At 59.8% G+C, this 17,896-nt stretch carries 18 protein-coding genes and 1 pseudogene; 7 read left to right on the plus strand and 12 right to left on the minus strand.

From position 1 onward, the window contains the following. Window positions 1–44 precede the first annotated feature (44 nt). The 8 genes from KHO23_RS11650 to KHO23_RS11685 form a co-directional block, all read right to left on the minus strand. Entirely contained in the window at window positions 45–440 is a 396-nt protein-coding gene (locus tag KHO23_RS11650) for a RidA family protein (protein WP_211611223.1), read from the minus strand. Continuing rightward, window positions 437–880 carry an acyl-CoA thioesterase gene (locus tag KHO23_RS11655; protein WP_211611224.1) on the minus strand — a complete coding sequence of 148 codons (444 nt, stop codon included), beginning with the start codon at window positions 878–880 and terminating at the stop codon, window positions 437–439. The genes KHO23_RS11650 and KHO23_RS11655 overlap by 4 nt, the downstream gene beginning before the upstream one ends. Then, on the minus strand, window positions 877–2,067 hold the full coding sequence (locus tag KHO23_RS11660; RefSeq protein ID WP_407946051.1) for an acyl-CoA dehydrogenase family protein: 1,191 nt from the start codon (window positions 2,065–2,067) through the stop codon (window positions 877–879). The genes KHO23_RS11655 and KHO23_RS11660 overlap by 4 nt, the downstream gene beginning before the upstream one ends. A 19-nt stretch (window positions 2,068–2,086) precedes the next feature. Beyond that, complete coding sequence (locus KHO23_RS11665; protein WP_211611226.1) at window positions 2,087–2,938, minus strand: enoyl-CoA hydratase family protein; 852 nt, start codon at window positions 2,936–2,938, stop codon at window positions 2,087–2,089. A 26-nt stretch (window positions 2,939–2,964) separates the two neighbouring features. Then, window positions 2,965–3,522: a MarR family winged helix-turn-helix transcriptional regulator gene (locus KHO23_RS11670; RefSeq protein WP_211611227.1), complete on the minus strand. Its 558-nt coding sequence runs from the start codon at window positions 3,520–3,522 to the stop codon at window positions 2,965–2,967. Next, window positions 3,519–4,292 carry an SDR family NAD(P)-dependent oxidoreductase gene (locus KHO23_RS11675; RefSeq protein WP_211611228.1) on the minus strand — a complete coding sequence of 258 codons (774 nt, stop codon included), beginning with the start codon at window positions 4,290–4,292 and terminating at the stop codon, window positions 3,519–3,521. The genes KHO23_RS11670 and KHO23_RS11675 overlap by 4 nt, the downstream gene beginning before the upstream one ends. Then, a complete protein-coding gene (locus KHO23_RS11680) occupies window positions 4,289–6,661 on the minus strand; it encodes a bifunctional salicylyl-CoA 5-hydroxylase/oxidoreductase (RefSeq protein ID WP_211611229.1) in 2,373 nt (790 codons plus the stop codon). The genes KHO23_RS11675 and KHO23_RS11680 overlap by 4 nt, the downstream gene beginning before the upstream one ends. A 675-nt stretch (window positions 6,662–7,336) precedes the next feature. Beyond that, window positions 7,337–7,585: a hypothetical protein gene (locus KHO23_RS11685; protein WP_211611230.1), complete on the minus strand. Its 249-nt coding sequence runs from the start codon at window positions 7,583–7,585 to the stop codon at window positions 7,337–7,339. Between the two features lie 396 nt (window positions 7,586–7,981). On the opposite strand from KHO23_RS11685, the gene KHO23_RS35025 reads away from it, so the two are divergent. Beyond that, window positions 7,982–8,263 (plus strand): efflux RND transporter permease subunit, encoded by a 282-nt coding sequence (locus KHO23_RS35025; protein WP_236066805.1) that lies wholly within the window; start codon window positions 7,982–7,984, stop codon window positions 8,261–8,263. A 111-nt stretch (window positions 8,264–8,374) separates the two neighbouring features. After that, entirely contained in the window at window positions 8,375–9,586 is a 1,212-nt protein-coding gene (locus KHO23_RS11695; protein WP_211611231.1) for an MFS transporter, read from the plus strand. Window positions 9,587–9,676: 90 nt separating this feature from the next. Here the strand turns inward: KHO23_RS11695 and KHO23_RS11700 are convergent, their stop codons facing one another. From KHO23_RS11700 to KHO23_RS11715, 4 genes are all read right to left on the minus strand, one after another. Beyond that, entirely contained in the window at window positions 9,677–9,955 is a 279-nt protein-coding gene (locus tag KHO23_RS11700; protein WP_211611232.1) for a hypothetical protein, read from the minus strand. A 198-nt stretch (window positions 9,956–10,153) separates the two neighbouring features. Then, window positions 10,154–10,351 (minus strand): DUF1289 domain-containing protein, encoded by a 198-nt coding sequence (locus KHO23_RS11705; RefSeq protein WP_211611233.1) that lies wholly within the window; start codon window positions 10,349–10,351, stop codon window positions 10,154–10,156. A 3-nt stretch (window positions 10,352–10,354) separates the two neighbouring features. After that, window positions 10,355–11,644, minus strand: coding sequence for a CDF family Co(II)/Ni(II) efflux transporter DmeF (gene dmeF, locus KHO23_RS11710; RefSeq protein WP_211611234.1), 1,290 nt, complete (start codon window positions 11,642–11,644; stop codon window positions 10,355–10,357). Between the two features lie 8 nt (window positions 11,645–11,652). Then, the gene (locus KHO23_RS11715; RefSeq protein ID WP_211611235.1) at window positions 11,653–11,928 is read right to left on the minus strand and encodes a metal/formaldehyde-sensitive transcriptional repressor; all 276 of its coding nucleotides are present in this window, start codon (window positions 11,926–11,928) and stop codon (window positions 11,653–11,655) included. Between the two features lie 149 nt (window positions 11,929–12,077). Between KHO23_RS11715 and KHO23_RS11720 the strand changes: the two genes are divergently transcribed. The 5 genes and pseudogenes from KHO23_RS11720 (at window position 12,078) to KHO23_RS11740 (ending at window position 17,821) form a co-directional block, all read left to right on the plus strand. Beyond that, complete coding sequence (locus KHO23_RS11720; RefSeq protein ID WP_211611236.1) at window positions 12,078–13,055, plus strand: chromate resistance protein ChrB domain-containing protein; 978 nt, start codon at window positions 12,078–12,080, stop codon at window positions 13,053–13,055. Beyond that, window positions 13,052–14,236, plus strand: coding sequence for a chromate transporter (locus KHO23_RS11725; RefSeq protein WP_268963887.1), 1,185 nt, complete (start codon window positions 13,052–13,054; stop codon window positions 14,234–14,236). The genes KHO23_RS11720 and KHO23_RS11725 overlap by 4 nt, the downstream gene beginning before the upstream one ends. Before the next feature lie 36 nt (window positions 14,237–14,272). Then, window positions 14,273–14,629 (plus strand): chromate resistance protein ChrB domain-containing protein, encoded by a 357-nt coding sequence (locus tag KHO23_RS11730; RefSeq protein ID WP_236066806.1) that lies wholly within the window; start codon window positions 14,273–14,275, stop codon window positions 14,627–14,629. 115 nt (window positions 14,630–14,744) lie between these two features. Further along, window positions 14,745–15,216: pseudogene (locus KHO23_RS35030) on the plus strand (YncE family protein); the annotation flags it as partial. A gap of 1,024 nt (window positions 15,217–16,240) precedes the next feature. Next, a complete protein-coding gene (locus KHO23_RS11740; protein ID WP_211611238.1) occupies window positions 16,241–17,821 on the plus strand; it encodes an isocitrate lyase in 1,581 nt (526 codons plus the stop codon). Window positions 17,822–17,896 lie beyond the last annotated feature (75 nt).

Below are 17,896 nucleotides of genomic sequence, written 5' to 3' on the forward strand. Positions count from 1 at the left end.
TTCAGTTGGCTTGGTGGCTTTCGTGCTTCGAGTGCTTCGTGTGCTTAAAGCGGAACGACTGCCGTCGCTTCGATTTCGACCTTGGCTTCGTCTTCGATCAACGCCACGACCTGTACCGCGCTCATCGCGATGTCGTAGTCGCCGATCAGTTCCCGAAACGCACGGCCGATATCTTTAAGGGAGGCGAGGTATTCGCGCTTATCCGTGACGTACCACGTCAGGCGCACCAGGTGTTCGGGTCTGCCGCCCGCTTCGTGCAGCACCGCGAGAATGTTCTTGAGCGCCTGAATCGCTTGTTGCGCGAAGTCGGCGGTCTGAAAACGCGCCTGTTCGTCCCAGCCGATCTGGCCGGCAATGAACACTTGCGTACCGGTTGCCGCGACGCCGTTTGCGTAGCCGCGCGGCTTGATCCAACCGGCGGGAAGGAGAGCTTTTTTCATGAGCGATGCGCCTCGATGGATTCAGGCTGTGGGGCGAACGTCGCGAGCGCGCTCGCGATGTCTGCGGGAATGTCGATGGATGTGCCGCTTTCGAGCGAGGTCGTGACCAGCACCTGCTTCGCGCTGAAGCGGGTTTCGTCGCCGTGCTGGCCGACGATCTCGAGATTGATCGAGCGGCGCCCCGCCTTCGTGACCGTGAGCGAAAGCGTGATCGTTTCACCCATCTGGCTCGGTCGCGAAAACTCGCAATCGAGTTTGACGATCGGCAAGCCGATGCGGCGTTGCGCGATCATCTGCGCATAGTCGATCCGCAGGCCTTCGTTGAACCAGTCTTCGACCAACGCATTGGTCATCACCAGATATTGCGGAAAGAACACGATGCCGGCCGGATCGCAGTGCTGGAAGCGGATGCGGACTGGCCTTTCGAAGGTCGTGTTCATTTCGCTGCGTCCTTGGCGAGTTCCGCAGCGTGAGCCTTCAGGAGGTCGCGGCCGACGATCAACTGCTGCACTTCAGTCGCACCTTCATAGATCCGCAACGCTCGAATCTCGCGGTAGAGCATCTCGACGGCTGTGCCGCTTTGTACGCCCATGCCGCCATAGAGCTGCACGGCGGCGTCGATCACCTGTTGCGCGCCTTCGCTTGCGTGCCATTTGGCCATCGCGGCTTCACGCGTAACGTTTTCGCCCTGATCGCGCAGCCAGGCCGCGCGATAGACCAGCAACGCGCTGCTGTCGATCGTCAATGCCATCTGCGCGAGCTTGGCTTGCGTCAACTGAAAATCACCGAGCGTCTGTCCGAACATCTTGCGCGACGATGCACGCGAGAGACCCTCAGCCATCGCGTGCCGCGCGAAGCCCAAGGAAGCCGCCGCCACCGACGTGCGGAATATATCCAGCGTACGCATCGCGAGCTTGAAACCTTCACCGGGCGCACCGAGCATCTGGCTGCGCGGCACGCGTGCGCCGGCAAAGTGCAAACGCGCTAGCGGATGCGGGGCGATCACGTCGATGCGTTCGGCGATTTCCAGCCCCGGCGTGTCGGCATCGACGATGAAGGCGGTAATGCCGCGTGCGCCCGGCGCTTCGCCGGTTCTCGCGAACACTACGTAGAAATCGGCGATGCCGCCGTTGGAGATCCACGTCTTGTCGCCGTCGAGTACGTAGAAGTCGCCGTCTTCGCGCGCTGAGAGGGACATCGCGGCAACGTCCGAGCCCGCTTCCGGTTCCGACAAAGCGAAGGCGGCGATGGCCGTGCCGTTTGCGACCCGCGGCAAGTAGCGCGACTTTTGCTCATGCGTGCCGCCGAGCGAGATCGCGCCTGAGCCGAGCCCTTGCATCGCTAATGCGAAATCCGCGAGTCCGGAATGTTTGGCGAGCGTTTCGCGCAGCAGGCACACAGCGCGTGTGTCGATGGTGTCGCCATGCCCGCCGTAGGCGACGCCGCCGACGCCGTATTTCAGCCAGCCCGCCGAACCGAGTTCACGGACCAAGGCACGGCAGGTCGCATCGACATCATCGTGCGCGACATGCGAGAGATTCTCGCGGCACCATGCTTCGATACCTGCGGCCAGTTCGCGATGGCGCGGTTCGAAAAACGGCCAGGCCAGTGCGCTGTGCAAATCCATTTCGCTGTGAGTGCTCAATTCAATCTCCCTCGAACACCGGGCGCGACTTCGCGGCAAACGCGCTATATGCACGTTCGAAATCGCGCGTGCTCATGCAGATCGCCTGAGCTTGCGCCTCGGATTCGATCGCTTCGTCGATGCTCATGCTCCATTCCTGGTGCAGCATCGTCTTCGTGATGCCGTGCGCGAAAGTCGGACCGGCGACGAGGTCGGCGGCGAGCTTTTGCGCGTCCGGGAGGAGCGCTGCCGGTTCGCACAGGCGGTTATAGAAGCCCCATGCGTAGCCTTCGTCGCCACTCGCCGAGCGGCCGGTGAACAGCAATTCGGCGGCGCGCCCCTGGCCGATGATGCGCGGCAGGATCGCGCAGGCGCCCATATCGCAACCCGCGAGGCCGACGCGCGAGAACAGAAACGCGAGCTTGCTGCGCGCGGTGCCGAGGCGCATGTCGGACGACATCGCCAGAATCGCGCCGGCGCCGGCACATACGCCATCGACCGCGGCGATGATGGGCTGCGGGCAATGGCGCATCGCCTTGACCAGGTCGCCGGTCATGCGCGTGAACAGCAGCAGTTCCGGCATCGGCAGATCGATCAGCGGCGCGATGATGTCATGCACGTCGCCGCCGGAGCAGAAGTTTTCGCCTGCGCCGTGAATCACGACCGCTTTCACGTCGGTCGCATAGGTGAGTTGCCGGAACAGATCGCGCAACTCCGCATACGATTCGAATGTCAGCGGGTTCTTGCGTTCGGGGCGGTTCAGCGTGATCGTCGCGACCTTGTCGGCGACCGACCAGCCGAAGTGCCGCGCCTCGTAACCGGCGAGCGTCAGGCGGTTGCCGGCTAGCAGCGCGTCGGTGTTGGATCGTGTCATGAGTGTTTTCTCCGATTCGGTGCGGATCAGTCTTTCAGACTGTCGAGCAGATGTTTCTTGAGTTTGCCGAGGCGCTGATGGGTACGCGATTTTTCGTCGAGGCTCAAGCCGCCGAACAGTTCAACGACCCATTGCTCATGCGCGACCGCCATCTTGTCGAACGCCTTGCGGCCCGCGGGCGTCAGACACACGTTGATCGAGCGGCGGTCGTTCGGATCGGTGTCGCGCGAAACCAGACCTTCTTTTTCGAGCTGATCCGTAATGCCTGTCACATTGCCGCCCGTCACCATCAAGCGGCGCGACAGCTCGGTCATTTTCAGGCCTTCCGGATGACGTTCGAGCTGCGCCATCAAATCGAAACGCGGCAGCGTAGTGTTGAATTCGTTACGCAGGCGCTTGCGCAGTTCGGCTTGCACGAGATTGGTCGTGGTCAGCATGCGCAGCCACAAACGCAGGCCCATATGACTATCGGCGCCGGTGCTCATTTCCAGATCCACGACGTTCTCCGCGGGTTTCGCGACACCTTTGCGCGGCGGCTTGACGTCGGCCGGCAAGGGTTTGTTGATGTTCGATGACTTGGTCACATTACTTCTCCACCGGAGATGGAAATGGATTGGCCCGTGATCGCATCCGAGCCGGGTTGGCAGAGCCAAAGCACGGCGTTGGCGACTTGCTCCGGGCTGACGAAGCGATGTTGCGGATTCGAACGAAGCAAGGTCTCGCGCGCCTGCTGTTCGGTGCGCGAGGTCTTGCTGGTGATCTGTTCGAGCGACGCGTGCAGCAGCTCGGTCTCCGTATAACCTGGGCACACGGCATTCACGGTGACGCCTTTCGTCGCGACTTCGAGTGCGAGTGAACGCGTCAGGCCGATGACACCGTGTTTCGCCGCGCAGTACGCCGCGACGTAGGCATAGCCGATTTGCCCCGCCGTGCTCGCGACATTGACGATGCGGCCGTGGCCGCGTTCGAGCATGCCGGGTAACACGGCGCGCGTGCCGAGGAACACGCCGGTGAGGTTCACGTCGAGCATGCGCTGCCAGAGCGCCATGTCGATGTGGGTGAAGGGCGCGGCTTGCGCCTGGCCGGCGTTGTTGACGAGGATGTCGATTGCGCCGGCTTGCGCGAATGCTTTCCCGACCGATGCTTCGCTGGTGACGTCGACGCTGATACAGGCGACCTCGCCGAGCCCGTTGAATTGCTCCCGCTGCGCGTCGAGACGTTGTGCGTTGCGTCCCATCAAGGTGACGCGCGCGCCGGCGCGCAGCAGCGCTTCAGCCACTGCCGCACCGATGCCGCTGCCTCCGCCCGTGACGACAGCGTGTTGTCCAGCGAGCGTTGTGGTAGACGTGTTCACGACGTTCCCTCTGCGCGTTGTGCGCGCTCTTGCGGCGATAGACCGGCGTTCGCCGAAGCCTGAGCGCGTTCACGTTCAAGATTGCGTTCGAGTTGCGACTTGGCCGCTGTATAAGGCTTTGGCCACATGACATCGAAATAGCCGATTTTTGCGGCCTCGTTCAAGGTCCACGACGGATTTGCCAGATGCGGCCGCGCAATCGCGCAAAGATCCGCGCGGCCCGCCGCGATGATGCTGTTCACGTGGTCCGCTTCCGAGATCGCGCCGACGGCGATTGTTGCGATGCCGGCTTCGTTGCGCACACGGTCGGCGAACGGTGTCTGGAACATGCGGCCAAACACAGGTTTTTCCTGCTTGCTGACCTGGCCCGACGAGACGTCGATCATGTCGGCGCCTGCGGCTTTGAAGGCACGCGCAATCTGTACGGCGTCGTCAGGCGTGGTGCCGCCTTCGACCCAGTCGTTAGCGGAAATACGCACGGAAATCGGCTTGTCTTGCGGCCAGACTGCGCGGATCGCCTTGAAGATCTGCAAGGGGTAGCGCAGACGATTGTCGAGCGAGCCACCGTATTCGTCGGTGCGTTGGTTGGTCAACGGCGACAGGAAACTCGACAGAAAGTAGCCGTGTGCGCAGTGCAGTTCGAGCCAATCGAAGCCTGCTTCCGCGGACATTTGTGTGGCGCGTGCGAATTGCGCTTCGATTTCGTGCAGTTCGTCACGGGTGGCTTCGCGCGAGACCTGGCTGACGCCGTTCAGGTACTGTTGCGGCGAGGCGGACACGAGCGGCCAATTCCCATCGTCGAGCGGCTGGTCGATGCCTTCCCACGCAATGCGTGTCGAGCCTTTGGCGCCAGAGTGCCCCAACTGAATTCCGATCTTGGCGTCCGACTGCCTGTGCACGAGGTCGACGATGCGCTTCCATGCCGTGAGATGGTCCGGCGCGTACATGCCGGGACACGCGGGTGTGATGCGCGCTTCGGGCGATACGCAGGTCATTTCCGTCATGACCAGCGCGGCTCCGCCCATGGCGCGGGCACCGAGATGCATCAGGTGATAGTCGCCGGCGACGCCGTCGACAGCCGAGTATTGCGCCATGGGCGAGACGACTACGCGGTTTTTCAGGGTGACGCCGCGCAGCTTGAAGGGCGTGAACATGGGCGGTACGGAGTGTTGTTCGGGCGCGCGGTCAACGCCTGAGCGGTGTGCGAGCCAGTCTTCGAAAGTCGAGAGATAGCTTGCGTCACGCTCCCGCAAATTTTCGTGCGAAATGCGCTGTGAGCGCGTCAGCAACGAATAGGCGAACTGTTCTGGTTCGAACGACGCATAGCGATCCACGTGTTCGAACCACTCCGTCGAATTGCGCGCGGCATTCTGAATGCGCAAGACGTCGATGCTGCGCACGTCCGTGTAGTGCTTCAATGCAGCGGGCAAATCACCCGGATGCGCGGCCATGCTGTTGGCGAGTTCGATCGAATCTTCGAGCGCGAGCTTGGTGCCCGAGCCGATCGAGAAGTGGGCGGTGTGCGCCGCGTCGCCCATGAGTACGAGAGGCGTTTTCGTGCCGTCGGCGTTGCCACGCCAATGCACCCATTCTTCGTTGACGACGCGCGGGAAGCGAATCCATTGCGACGACCCGCGCAAATGCGCGGCGTTCGACAGCAATGCGTTGCCGTCCAGATACTTGGCGAACAGCTTCTCGCAGAAGGCGATGCTGTCCTCCTTGCTCATTTCGTCGAGACCGGCGGCGCGCCACACGTGCTCCGGCGTTTCCACAATAAACGTGGAGGTTTGGTCGTCGAAGCGATAGGCGTGGGCCTGGAACCAGCCGAACTCGGTTTCTTCGAAGGCGAACGTGAAGGCGTCGAAAAGCTTTTTGGTGCCGAGCCAGACAAAGCGGCAATCGCGCATGTCGATCGCAGGCTTGTAAGTGGCCGTGTGCTTTTGACGGATTGCGCTGTTGGCGCCGTCGCAGGCGACGATCAGGTCGGCTTCGTAGGCGGAGTCGTCCGTGACCTGAGTTTCGAAAACCAGCTTGACGCCTAGCTCTTCGCAGCGCGCCTGCAGGATATTCAGCAGACGTTTGCGGCCGATACCGCAGAAGCCGTGACCCGACGAGCGAATTTGCCGGCCGCGGAAATTGATCTCGATGTCGTCCCAGTGATTGAAGGCGTCGAGAATCGCGTTCGCGCTCGGAGCGTCGGCGGCGCGCAGGTTGCCTAGCGTCTGGTCGGAGAATACGACCCCCCAGCCAAAGGTGTCATAGGGACGATTGCGCTCGACCACCGTGACGTCATACGCCGGGTTCCGGCTCTTCATTAACAGGCCGAAGTACAACCCGGCCGGCCCGCCGCCGATACAGACTATGCGCATGTTTGGCTCCCACGTGGACTTTGCTCTGGAATGTAATTTAGGCTTCGATAGTTTAGATGTCAAGTAAATGTTGGGCGGAATCTGGGTGTGGGCGGGCGCGCTTGATCCGGAAGAATAAAGTCCGTTATGAGGGAATACCCTGTCTATCAGGCCACGGCTTTCGGCCCTGAACATGTGGAAGAAATGAAGCGAGTGTTGGGGGCGAGGAGGAAGGCATACTTTGAGGGATTCGAGCGAGGCATCAACGACCTCTCCAGAATTTCAATTGAGGAGATGGTTGGGCCGCAGTACGCTGAACTCCGACCAATCCTATCCGACGCATTCGACGTTCGAAACAAGGTTTTCCGCGGTCAGGTGACTATGCGTTGCCTACAGCGAGAACAGCTCGGGGAACTGACCGACTATATCTGGCGGCGGTGTCGTTTGCTCGCTGACGGGACGAGCAGAGAAATTGGGTGCGACGGGTTTGGGCGCAACTCATTTCGAAAGGGCCCGGACGGTCTGGCGGAGAAGTTTAAACTCGGAGTAGACACGGCCAAGAAGTATCGTGCGTTTGTCAGACGCCACGTAGAACGGGCCTGACGTCGCATTGACATGTCGCATCCGCTCGGTAATCTCACTGCGGTCAGCCACGAGAGAAGTGCTGATTTCGGGGATGTCTGCGTACGCACATCATCACCTGTCATCGAAACCAGATGGACCCTTGGGAGCGTGAGACTTGAGCACGCCCTCGATGTCGCGCTCGAAGCCGACCGCGTTGCCGAAGCGAGTCATGTTCCAGTTGCAGCCTGTTTTGTCAGCCTCTTGCAATTGCGGGCGCGGCACACCAATTTTCACGCCATCCTCGACGATTTCCTGCAGTCGATGGATTCGCCGGTTGACCTCCTGCTGTAGCTGCGAAGCATTGAGCGTCTTGCGTATCATCCAAGTCTCCTTCCGGTTGCTCAAGCCAGTCTAGCGCAAGTGAGGCGCTCCGCGACCTGGCGCTGAAACGCAAAGTGCCTGAGAGAGCAGGCGCCTTGGTCCGTCGGGGTGCGCCAGTAAGTCAGTACGCAACAGTCACGACTCCGTTGCCGCCAATGCCACGACCACTGGACCCAACGTCATACGGCATCTGAACGGACTGCGCGCGGTGGAGATACTGGCGACACCCACTGCACCCCTCGGTCAGGTAATTTCTGCGTCAAAGAAAGCGCTAGTGACGCTTGTGCTACCGACGGGCTACGAGGTGAAGTTTGGCGGCTTGTACCCGCAACTCGAACGTGCCGCGCTTAATGTGGGCGGCGCAGCTGTCGTTGCTCTCGCTCCCACGGTATCGTATTGCTGCAACTGGTGAAGCGAAACGAAGCGCAAGGACTCTCTGTGGTCGACGCCGTTCGCGACGCGGTTAGCGTGCGCTTCCGGCCAATTCTCCTGACTGCGTTGACCGCTTCACTGGGTTTGCTGCCCACCGCCCTTGGATTCGGCAAGGGCGCAGCCCCCGAACAAGGATTGGCCATCGTTACGCTGGGTGGGTTAGTCTGGAGTGGCTTGCTCAGTACGAACCTGCTGCCAGCTCTTTATGTGTACAAGCGCGAGAAGCTGCTTCGGAAAATATCGTAGACGCGTTGAGTTCGCTTGGAACGGCCCCCCATTGGCACGGCTTTATGGCGACGATACGCCGACGCACGACGGTACCGCTGTTGGACCCGACAATCCTGGAATCTCGAAAAGATGCAGACCAATTCCACGCCGCGCGCGGGCACGCTCAGCCAGATTCCCCGTGGTATCTGGATGCTCGGCTTCGTCAGCATGTTCATGGATATTTCGTCGGAAGTCATTCACAGCCTTCTGCCGATGTTCCTGGTAACGAGTCTGGGTGCGAGCGCGATGATGGTTGGCCTCATTGAAGGCGTCGCGGAAGCGACTACGCCTGTCGTGAAAATGTTCTCCGGCGCCCTGAGCGACTACCTTGGCAACCGGAAATGGCTGGCGGTCATCGGATACGGCATGGGCGCGTTGAGCAAACCATTATTTGCGCTCGCGCCAACTGTGGGTATCGTCCTGACGGCGCGCGTCGCGGACAGAATCGGCAAGGGCCTGCGGGGTGCGCCGCGCGATGCGCTCGTAGCGGATATCACACCTGCCCACCTGCGTGGCGCCGCCTATGGCTTGCGACAGTCGCTCGACACGGTCGGCGCGTTTCTCGGACCGTTGCTCGCCGTCGGGCTGATGCTGCTGTGGGCAGATAACTTTCGCCGTGTGTTCTGGGTCGCCATGATTCCGGGTCTTGCCGCCGTGGCGATACTGGTAGTCGGTATCAAGGAGCCAGTACACCAGCCGGGCGCAAAACGAGTCAACCCGCTGAAGTTCGAAAATCTGAAAAAGCTGAGCCGCTCTTATTGGTGGGTGGTGTTCATCGGGGCGGTATTCACGCTCGCGCGATTCAGCGAGGCGTTCCTCGTCTTGCGTGCGATGCAAGGCGGTGTACCGATTGCGCTTGTGCCGCTTGTGATGGTGGCAATGAACCTTGTGTATTCCGTGTCGGCCTATCCCTTTGGCAAACTGGCCGACTCGATGAGCCACACCAGACTACTCGCCATCGGCCTTATTGTGCTGATTGCGTCGGATGTCGTACTCGCGCACGGAAGCCACTGGCCGGTCGTCCTTCTTGGCGTAGCGCTGTGGGGCTTGCATATGGGGCTGACGCAGGGACTGCTGGCGACGATGGTTGCGCATGCCGCACCCCCAGACCTGAAGGGTACGGCATTTGGCTTCTTTAATTTGATGAGCGGCCTGGCGATGCTTGTGGCGAGCGTCGTCGCGGGCGAGTTGTGGGACCGGCTCGGGGCTGGCGCAACGTTTTATGCAGGTGCGGGGTTTTGCGTGCTGACTCTTTGTGCCCTTGCTATCCGCGGGGGATTGCGCCGAATGCGCGCCTTCTAGTTGAATACGTTGCCGAGCGGTGCATCTAACCGGGCACGGTCAATGCCGTTTCGAACCCTGCGCGACATCAGATAACGATTACGCAACGATTCATTGTTCGTCATCGTCCCCGTGGTGCTTGTACCAGCCCTTGTGTTTGCCGTTGTCATGCCAATGACGTTCATCACGGTATTCGCCCTGATATCCGTAACCATAGACAGGCGCCGGTGCATAGACCACTGGAGGCGGTTGATAGACCACGGGAGGCGGCGCTACATATACCGGACCGGGCACGCCGAGAAAGACGTTGACGTCTGCGTGTGCCGACGCTAGCCCCGAGGCGCAGGTACCACAGATTCCCAAAGCGGATAAAACCAGTGCGCGTTTCATGATGCTCTTCCGTTCACGTTACACAGTCCGCCTGAGCGGGCCGATACACCCCCAAAGTCGATGGTAGATGAGGGAGCGAACGTCAGGTGAAACGGCGAGGCGTCTCCTGTAACCTTTTGTAAGCCAAACGAAGAGTTGCCCGCCAATCCGAAACGCACGTTCGTTGAAAGCGGTTCTGTCAGGCCGGGCGTCTGGACTTCACTCTGACGACAACTCTGAGGATTCCCGCTGCAGCTTGGCCTGTCGCCTAGCCCGGTCATTTATCACCTGATGGCGCCGGTGGTCGGTCATCTTCTTCCACGCCCGAATTTCATCGAGCGTGCGAAAACACCCGACGCACAATCTGGTCTTGCCATCGAAGGTACAGACATCGATGCAGGGCGACTTGACTGCCATGGGTTAGGCCGCCGCGTGTGAAGGTTGTACTTCAACGGTGACATGCGACAGCCCCTTGAAGCGCTCGAGCACTGCGTGATAGAACCGCGAATCACGCTGGGGTTCACCCGTTGCCACCGACACCACGGCACTCATGTGACCTGGACCTACCCGCCATACATGCAGGTCGACGACCTTGTCGCCACGGTCCTCAATAGCGTTCCGCACGTTCTCCGCCATACGTCGGTCGGAGTTCATGTCGAGCAGGATTGCGCCCGTGTCTCGCATCAAGCCGTACGACCAGTTTGCAATCACTAGCGCGCCGATGACACCCGCCAGCGGGTCCATCCAGAGCCAGCCAAATGCGCGTGCCAGTAAGAGGCCGATGATAGCCAGCACGGAGACCGCCGCATCCGCCATCACGTGAATGTAGGCCGACCGGATGTTGTGGTCGCGGGTCGCTGCTTCGTGCGCGTCGTCGTGGTGCTCATGTTCCTCGAATTCGACTTCGTGCTCGCCTCCCGGCATCCGCACGATGGCTTTGAAGGCGTGCGGCTCAGGAATGTCCTCCTTCGATTCCAGATAGCTGCCACGGTCCGCCAGCGTGAATACCTGTTGCCTCCCATCAGGTCGCACCGTGGTAACGGACACGGTCGAAGCGCCCAGTCGCGAACCCTCCGTCGTAGGTGTAATCCGGAAAACGGGCGGCACGTCATCTTCGAAGATGGAAACGGCAAACACGCCGGATGGCGCAAAAATCTTCTGCACCTCGTCTTCATGAGCATGGTCGTCGTGACCATGGCCGTGTCCGTGGCTATGACCATGGCTATGACCATGGCTATGGCCGTGGTCGCCGCCGCTCAACAGCCACACACTTGCCAGGTTAACCAGCAGGCCGACCACCGCGATAGGAATCGCTTCGCCGAAGTGAATGGGTACCGGCAATAGAAAGCGCGACACCGCCTCGTAGCCAATCAGCACTGCAATCATCGCGAGTACGATGGCACTCGTGAACCCTGCGAGGTCGCCGAGCTTACCGGTACCGAATACGAAACGGGAGTCGGTGGCGTGCTTGCGCGCGTAGGTGTACGCGAGGGCTGCAATCAGCATCGCGCCGGCATGCGTCGACATGTGCAGACCATCGGCGACCAGCGCAAGCGAGCCGAACATACTGCCGCCGACGATTTCAACCAGCATCATCGCGCTGCACAGTGCAATCACGGCCCACGTCTTCCGCTCATTCTTTTCATGACCAGCACCCAGAAAGATGTGGTCATGTCCTGCGCCAAACGCGGCGTTCCTGAAATCACTCATGTTCTGCTCTACTTGAAGTAACTGTGAACAACCTCGATGAGTTGCTCGGTTGCACTGCCGGCTGGCTCGTCGTGAGTTTCCGCATCGACGAGATGGCTGCGGATATGGTCTTCGAGCACGACCGCCAGCAGGCCGTTCATCGCCCCACGGCAGCTCGTAATTTGTTGCAGCACGTCGACGCATCCTTGCTCCTGCTCGAGCGCTCGCTCGATGGCTTCAACCTGTCCTTTGATACGGCGGACGCGGTTGAGCAGTTTCTGTTTCTCGCGAATGGTGTGGCTCATCGATGACCTCCTATATACCGTGGGGGAGTATAGCTAATATAGGGTAGAGGGGTATATCAATTTATGGACTGACCAGTATTTCAACGGCGCCGCTCTCCCTCACAATTTCATTCTTGTAGAGTTCACTACCATGTTGTAACGTATACAACATGAACTCACTGAATGACTGGCTCCTCCTCGTCTTGACGCTGCCGACTGATAACGCCACGGCCCGGATGCGCTTCTGGCGCGCCCTAAAGGCGAAAGGCTGCGCTGTCTTACGGGACGGGGTCTACCTGCTGCCCGCGACCAGCGCCGCCGAAGCTGAATTGCTGGAACTCGGAGCGAGCATCGGCGAAGCCGGCGGAGCGGCTCATCTGGTGCGGGCACCGAGTCGGGACGCAGACCAGGAAGCCGAATTCCGGTCCCTGTTCGACAGAGCAGACGACTACGGTGCTTTCGTGCGGTCGCTTGCCGATGCGAGAAAGACGCTGTCGGACCTCTCTCCGGCTGAAATCACCCGGCTTTTACGCCGTACTGGCAAAGATTTCGAGGCGATTTCCAGTATCGATTTCTTCCGTAACGAGGCATCCACTCGAGCCGAGGCCGCCTGGCAGGATTTTGTCGCACTGGCGAACACTGTCCTGTCGCCGGGGGAGCCTCATCCGGCCGAAGGCGCAATTCCCGTACTACGTCGCGAAGACCACCAGGGCCGGACCTGGGCAACCCGTCAACGGCTGTGGGTCGACCGCGTCGCCAGCGCGTGGCTCATCCGGCGTTTTATTGATTTCCGGGCACAGTTCCTGTGGCTCGCGTCGCCGGGCGAGTGCCCAGCTGATGCGTTGGGCTTCGACTTCGATGGCGCTGCATTTACGCACGTCGGCGAGCGCGTGACCTTCGAGGTACTGGTAGCCAGCTTCAACCTTGAAGACGAACCGGGGCTGCTCAAGCTTGGCACGATGGTGCACGCGCTTGATATTGGCGGCCCGGTTGTACCGGAAGCCATCGGTTTCGAAGCAGTGATGGCGGGGGCAAAAGCGCGTGCGTTGACCGACGACGAAATGCTCGCAGAGATGAGCAATGTCCTCGATTCGCTGCTCGCGCACTTTGCAGCAACCGGGAAGACTGACGCCGGGAAACGTCCGTGAGCACAGTCACGCACGCCGCACCCACCTATACGTTGGGTCAGCTCGTCCGCTACATGCTACGTCTCGGCACCATTGGCTTCGGCGGCCCTGTTGCGTTGGCCGGCTACATGCGCCGCGACCTCGTTGAACGACTGGGCTGGATTAGCGAAGCAGACTACAAGGAAGGGATAGCACTGGCGCAACTGGCGCCGGGTCCGATGGCCGCGCAACTTGCCATCTATCTCGGATATGTGCACTTCCGGGTGTTGGGTGCCACTCTCGTCGGCCTTGCGTTCGTCATCCCTTCATTCCTGATGGTGGTGGCGCTCGGCTGGGCATATGCCCACTTTGGCGGCCTGTCGTGGATGCAGGCGGTGTTCTACGGCGTGGGAGCGGCTGTCGTCGGCATCATCGCGATGAGCGCCTACAAGCTAACGACAAAAACAGTCGGTTCGGACAAGCTCCTGTGGGCGATTTTCCTGACGCTGGCCGCCGTCACGTTCATCACGGAGTCCGAGATTGCGTGGCTCTTCATTGCAGCAGGGGTTATCGGGTGGTTAAGGCGCGCTCCACCGAAGTGGCTCACCAAAGGTTCCATGCACGGACTTGCTGCGGGATACCTGCCGACGATGAGTGGCGTGCTCAGCGGCCTGGACCTTCCACTGCTCGGACAGTTAGGACTATTTTTCGCGAAAGCCGGCGCATTCGTCTTCGGTTCCGGTCTTGCCATCGTGCCGTTCCTGTATGGCGGCGTCGTGACCGAACACCACTGGCTGAATGACCGTCAGTTTGTCGATGCTGTTGCGGTCGCGATGATTACGCCTGGCCCAGTTGTTATCACGGTCGGCTTCATTGGATTTCTGGTCGCTGGTTTTTCTGGCGCTTGTGTCGCTGCGCTGGGGACTTTCCTTCCCTGTTATCTGTTCACAGTACTGCCAGCGCCGTACTTCAAAAAATACGGAAAGCTGCCGGCTGTCAAGGCGTTCGTCGACGGCATCACAGCCGCCGCCGTTGGTGCCATTACGGGTTCCGTACTGGTTATCGCCAAGCGGTCGCTCATTGACGTTCCCACTGTGGCACTTGCCATCGCGACCGTGCTGCTCCTGTGGCGCTTCAAGAAGTTGCAGGAGCCGGTTGTCGTCGTCGCAGCGGCCTTGTTCGGTCTTGTTGTCTATCCGCTGATTCATTCACACGGCATCTAAGGGTAGTTGTGTTCACAGTCTGCGAGGAAAGCAATCATGGCAACTCGTCGTAACTTCCTGCATAACTCGGCCGCTGTTGGTGCGGGAATCATGCTGGCACAGGCACAAACTGCACATGCCGCAGAGGAGACCGGCTACATCGATAAGCTGACAGACGCGGATGGCAAATACGCCGCAGCGCCATTGCCCTTTGCCTACGATGCGCTTGAACCGGTCATTGACGCACGCACCGTTGAACTCCACTACACCTTCTTGGCCTTATCGCTGGGTCTATCGCGAATCTTTGAGGACGACCACGAGATGCTTTCGCATGGCATGGTGATGTACGACGCACTCTACGCGTGGTGTCGCGATTGCCAGAGCGAAACGCACGGCTGGCCGCCGGCCGCATAGGAACGATGGCGTCGGAGTGACATCATGGTCCTGTCGGGCACGTCATCGACGCTGCGAGCCTTCGCTGTTGCAGCACTCGCGATTGTCACACTTGCGTCAGTCTAAAACGGTCCGACGGGTCTATGCATCCGCTACCAGGGAAAATGAGGTGGTCGTCATCGACATGGCGACACTGAGAATAATGGCTCGTATACCTGCAGGCGTATATCCGGACGGCATGACCTACGTGCCTGGCGCGCACAAGCTCTATGTATCGGATAAGACCGGCGGCACCGTCACGGTCGTTGATGTGACGCGAAACCGGCGGACTGGAACAATCCCGCTCGGCGGAGAGGCTGGCAAAACCCCAGTATGACCCTGCCTCGAAGCACATTTTTGTCAACGTCCAGACGAGAAATCAGCTGTTTGAAATAGACCCGGCTACTGACCAGATAGTCGGGAAAATCGATGTACTGGGCGCTAAGGGCAACCACGGGCTGCTGATAGATGCAGACCATAGACTGGCCTTCATCGCATGCGAGGGAAACGACCGGCTCGTCGTTCTCGACATGCCTACGATGCGCGTGGCATCGTCGTTTGCCGTCGGTACGGTCATCGACTTTTGAGTTGGGTCGCGCAGCGCTAACGCCGAACACAAGCTGGTCGATGTGCGCAAGCGCATCCAGGATTCGTCCATGCTGGAAGCAGTGTTGGCAACGCTGATACAGCGCTGCTCGACGTTGAAAGGCAGGGTGTCGTGCCACTCATCGACACACTCATGGACGACGGTGAGCTGATCCAGTGAGGGCGGTAGCGCGACGCGTGCCGGTAGCATAACGTTGTGCATATCTCTGGGTAGACCGCAATGCGGAAAGTTGTTCGCAGATATCAACACGCAACGGAGTACACCCATGGAATCTGGCGATAAGGACGAACCGCTTGAGACCCGGCCAGTGCGCGTACGTGGCGACGTGCAGGGAATCGGCTAATCGGCTATCGGGAAGCCTGCGTACGCCGCGCCCACGCGCTGGGCGTCACTGAAAAAGGCAACATGCGTGCCGTTGCGGTTCCCAGCTTTGGAAAGGTCCCCAGGTCAGTATGAATTCAGTGTCGGTGATTGTGTATTCCGAATGGGTTCGCGTTTCCGCAATTGCCCGGAGCGAACCGCTGGCATGCATTCACTTTGACCGTGACGTAATCATTCTTTGTGCGCGCTGGTGTCGTTGGTCGTGCGGAATGTGCATCGCTCGATCGGCGGTGAACCGTCGGCGGCGCAGAGCGTTGGAACGTCGGTTCGTCGAAACCGACGTCTACAAAATTATCCCGCTAGCAATCGTTGCTCAAGCCATCCGTGCTTGTCCGGCCTCCAACAACCGAAAGCGCGTTTCACATTGCGGGATTCACTTCGAATTTTCGCAGCATCATTTTTTCGTCGCGTGAAAACATGTTTTGCATTGCAAAAAAACATGCGTATCTCATTGAAAAATAAGAATAAATTATGTCTTATGTCTTATATAAGACTTCACTAAAACGCATCAAACGGCGCTACTATTCAGTCATGCAGTTCGCTTCGACATACGTAGCGGCACACCCAACTCGTTTTCAAATGCGCTTTGCTCTTAGGAGATACACATGACTCAATATCAAGACGACATCAAGGCAGTTGCTGGTTTGAAGGAGAAACAAGGCAGCGCGTGGAATGCAATCAATCCCGAATCTGCCGCACGCATGCGTGCTCAGAACAAGTTCAAAACGGGCTTGGACATCGCCAGGTACACCGCCAGGATCATGCGCGCCGACATGGCCGCCTACGATGCCGACTCGTCCAAATACACCCAGTCGCTGGGCTGCTGGCACGGCTTCATCGGCCAGCAGAAGATGATCTCCATCAAGAAGCACTTCAACAACACCGACCGTCGCTACCTTTACCTCTCCGGCTGGATGGTCGCCGCGCTGCGCTCCGAGTTCGGTCCGCTACCGGACCAGTCGATGCACGAAAAAACCTCCGTTAGCGCGCTGATCCGCGAGCTGTACACCTTCCTGCGCCAGGCCGACGCCCGTGAACTGGGCGGCCTGTTCCGTCAGCTGGACGCGGCCGTTGGTGCTGCCAAGGCCGCCATCCAGGAAAAAATCGACAACCACGTCACCCACGTCGTGCCGATCATCGCCGACATCGACGCGGGTTTCGGCAACGCCGAAGCAACCTACCTGCTGGCCAAGCAATTTATCGAAGCGGGCGCGTGCTGCATTCAGATCGAAAACCAGGTGTCCGACGAGAAGCAGTGCGGCCATCAGGATGGCAAAGTCACCGTGCCGCACGAGGACTTCCTGGCCAAGATTCGCGCCATCCGCTACGCATTCCTGGAACTGGGCGTGGACGACGGCATCATCGTGGCCCGTACCGACTCGCTGGGCGCCGGCCTCACCAAGCAGATCGCCGTGACCAACACGCCGGGCGACTTGGGCGACCAATACAATTCCTTCCTCGATTGCGACGAAATATCGGCCGACGCACTGGGCAATGGTGACGTCATCATCAAGCGCGATGGCAAGCTGCTGCGTCCCAAACGCCTGCCTAGCAATCTGTTCCAGTTCCGCGCCGGTACGGGCGAAGCGCGCTGCGTGCTGGATTGCGTCACCGCGCTGCAAAACGGCGCTGACCTGCTGTGGATCGAAACCGAAAAGCCGCATATCGCCCAGATCGGCGGCATGGTCAGCGAGATTCGCAAAGTAATCCCGAACGCCAAGCTCGTGTACAACAACAGCCCGTCGTTCAACTGGACCCTGAACTTCCGCCAGCAGGTGTATGACGCGATGAAGGCCGCAGGCAAGGATGTGTCAGCATACGACCGCGCGCAGCTGATGAGCGTGGAATACGATCAGACCGAACTGGCGATCGCCGCCGACGAAAAGATCCGCACCTTCCAGGCCGACGCGGCGCGCGAAGCAGGTATCTTCCACCACCTGATTACGCTGCCGACCTACCACACCGCCGCGCTGTCGACCGACAACCTGGCCCGCGAATACTTCGGCGACCAGGGCATGCTGGGTTATGTGGCTGGCGTGCAGCGTAAGGAAATCCGTCAGGGCATCGCCTGCGTCAAGCACCAGAACATGTCCGGCTCGGACATCGGCGACGACCACAAGGAGTATTTCAGCGGCGAAGCGGCCCTGAAAGCGGCGGGTAAAGACAACACCATGAACCAGTTCTGATACCAGCAATACCCCAAGCAAAACGCCAACCCCTACGGGTTGGCGTTTTTTTATCCGGCGAGATAGCCTTGATAA

Source organism: Paraburkholderia haematera (assembly GCF_905220975.1).
Lineage (GTDB): Bacteria > Pseudomonadota > Gammaproteobacteria > Burkholderiales > Burkholderiaceae > Paraburkholderia > Paraburkholderia haematera.